The sequence below is a fragment of the Candidatus Atribacteria bacterium genome (assembly GCA_011056645.1).
GTDB lineage: Bacteria > Atribacterota > Phoenicimicrobiia > Phoenicimicrobiales > Phoenicimicrobiaceae > Sediminicultor > Sediminicultor quartus.
In genome coordinates, this window is record DSEL01000187.1 from 1 (window position 1) to 2,208 (window position 2,208).

Here is a 2,208-nt window from a genome sequence, read left to right on the forward strand (position 1 = left end):
TCTATTTTTGTAATCCTTACTATATATTCTGACATGATCTTTTTGTCCAAAATATTTTTCTCTTTCTTCTGTTAATACAATTGAAAAATTCTCAAATGTTTCTTTGCTAAACTTAGAAATTGGTATTTATAAAATTGCCTCTCCGCCAGGCTTTAAAACTCTAAATAGTTCACTTATTGCTTTTTGATCATCTTTAACATGTTCTAAAACATGAGTACAGATTATGACATCGAAAAAGTTATCTTCAAAATTCATATCTGCGATATCAAGTCTAATATTACAATCCATTAATGGATTTAAATCTCCACTGATATATTTAATATGATAAAAACTTTTTAATATTTTCTATAAATTTTTCTCCGGAGCAACATGTAATAATCTTATATTTTTTGACGAATTTAAAATCTTTATTTTATTAATTATATGCCAATAAATCAATCTCTCTCGGTCTGTGGAATGGCATCGGGGACATAAAGCATAACGATATCCCCTCCTCCAATAAGATTCATAGCGACATCATTTTTTAATCCAATGGGAAGAGGTTTTCTAAAATGTCCTTTACAGAAAATACATTGATATTTAAAACCAAAGAAATATAATGATCTTAAATAATTATACGCACCTGATATTTTGCTATGATATTTTTTTGGTATTATTTTTTTAATAATTATTTTAATTTTTATCACTGAATCACTTCTCTTTCTTTAATATAAAAAATCTATGATAAGGATTTTTAAAAATTCTGTATGTTTTTTATTTTAAATCCAACCTTATTAATATCGTTGGTAATCTTACTTAAAGGATAACCAGCTTTCCCTATCTCCCAATAGTGTTCACCATCGAATTTGTGAATTGGATTTTTAAGTCTTGGCCATAGAACAGGCCATTTATTTCGCCAACTTTTTTATTTTTTTCTCTTTAAACAATCGCAATAAACCTCATAAGTCTTCTTGGCAATTTTACCCCACCGAAACTGTTTTGCTAATTCAAAATTATGATTGCCCATCTTTATAAGATCTGCATTAAAAACTTGTCTCATCGCTTTGATCAAACCATCTTTTTCCGAAGGTTCATATAGAAAACTCCCTTCAATATCTAAAGTCTCTGGTATACATCCAATGGCTGGAGCAATTACAGGTTTACCAAAAGACATAGCCAATATAATAGCCCCAGATGTTAAAATATCTCTGTAAGGCAATACTACAACATCTGCTGCATTCATATAAATTTGGATTTCATCATCAGGGATAAACTCAAAAAAGGTTTTAATATTCTCATTCTCTTCACATTTTTTAAGTATATCATGCACAATTTCATTGTTGATCGGTTTCCCTACTATCAATAGCCTTGTTCGCGAGTAGTTTAACTTGTTAAAGGCTTGGATAAGTTCAGAAATACCTTTATAAGGTCTTATTAGACCAAAATATAAAAATATTATTTTCTCTGCTTTGAGCTGTAATTTATTTTTAGCCTGCGCTTTACTTATTACATTTCGGTAGCAATTAATATAATTTCCGTGAGGGATAACCTTGATTAAAGATTCACTAGCTCTGTATATTTTTACAATTTCTCTTTTTGCGGATGGACTATGAACAATGATTTTGTTACACATTTTCGCTAAAAGTTTAGTGAAAAATAATTCCAAAGATTCAAACTTTCCCTCATGACTAACAATATTATGAACTGTCCACACAATTTTAACTTCAACTAGTTTTAATATCAGTAATTCCGCAATAAAACTGACTGATTTTATAATAGTTTTTGTTATGTTACTACCTAACAAAAATGGATGATGCCAATGAAGATGTAAAATATCCGGCTTCCAATGACTGAAAGTAGATCTTAATAGGCTGAAAATACGATATGTTCCGCTTCCTTCAACCTTAACTCCTAAATCTTGAAGGTGATTCAGAAGTAAATTTTGATAAGGGTTATTACCTTCTCTATCGTATGGAATAAAAAAAACTTTCATCTAATCACCTACTCTAAAAGTATTCCTAATAGTCTTAAGTGTTTTTTTGATATATTTATGTCTCAACATGAGAGTAATCAAATATTGTTTTATTTGTTTATCTAAATATTTAAAATATTTATTAATGCCTAAATCTCTAAAAATATAATATTCGTCTTTGATACTTCGAGGGGGGGAATAATATTCTGCTCTTACACGACTATTATTGAAATCTTTATTTATATTACTATAAAAAA

At 28.6% G+C, this 2,208-nt stretch carries 3 protein-coding genes and 1 pseudogene; all 4 read right to left on the reverse strand.

Translation table 11 applies throughout. The features are described from left to right. Positions 1–126: 126 nt before the first annotated feature. Positions 127–288, reverse strand: a complete 162-nt coding sequence (locus ENO17_09030) for a class I SAM-dependent methyltransferase (GenBank protein HER25177.1) — start codon at positions 286–288, stop codon at positions 127–129. A 146-nt stretch (positions 289–434) separates the two neighbouring features. Continuing rightward, on the reverse strand, positions 435–686 hold the full coding sequence (locus tag ENO17_09035) for a hypothetical protein (GenBank protein ID HER25178.1): 252 nt from the start codon (positions 684–686) through the stop codon (positions 435–437). Positions 687–690: 4 nt separating this feature from the next. After that, positions 691–871, reverse strand: a pseudogene (locus ENO17_09040) (methyltransferase type 11). Between the two features lie 33 nt (positions 872–904). Beyond that, the gene (locus tag ENO17_09045; GenBank protein HER25179.1) at positions 905–1,972 is read right to left on the reverse strand and encodes a glycosyltransferase; all 1,068 of its coding nucleotides are present in this window, start codon (positions 1,970–1,972) and stop codon (positions 905–907) included. Between the last annotated feature and the right edge of the window lie 236 nt (positions 1,973–2,208).

Bases quoted from the DNA above. Each gene is read 5' to 3' on its own strand.
- ENO17_09030 (HER25177.1), bottom strand. From the start codon at position 288: ATGGATTGTAATATTAGACTTGATATCGCAGATATGAATTTTGAAGAT.
- ENO17_09045 (HER25179.1), bottom strand. From the start codon at position 1,972: ATGAAAGTTTTTTTTATTCCATACGATAGAGAAGGTAATAACCCTTAT.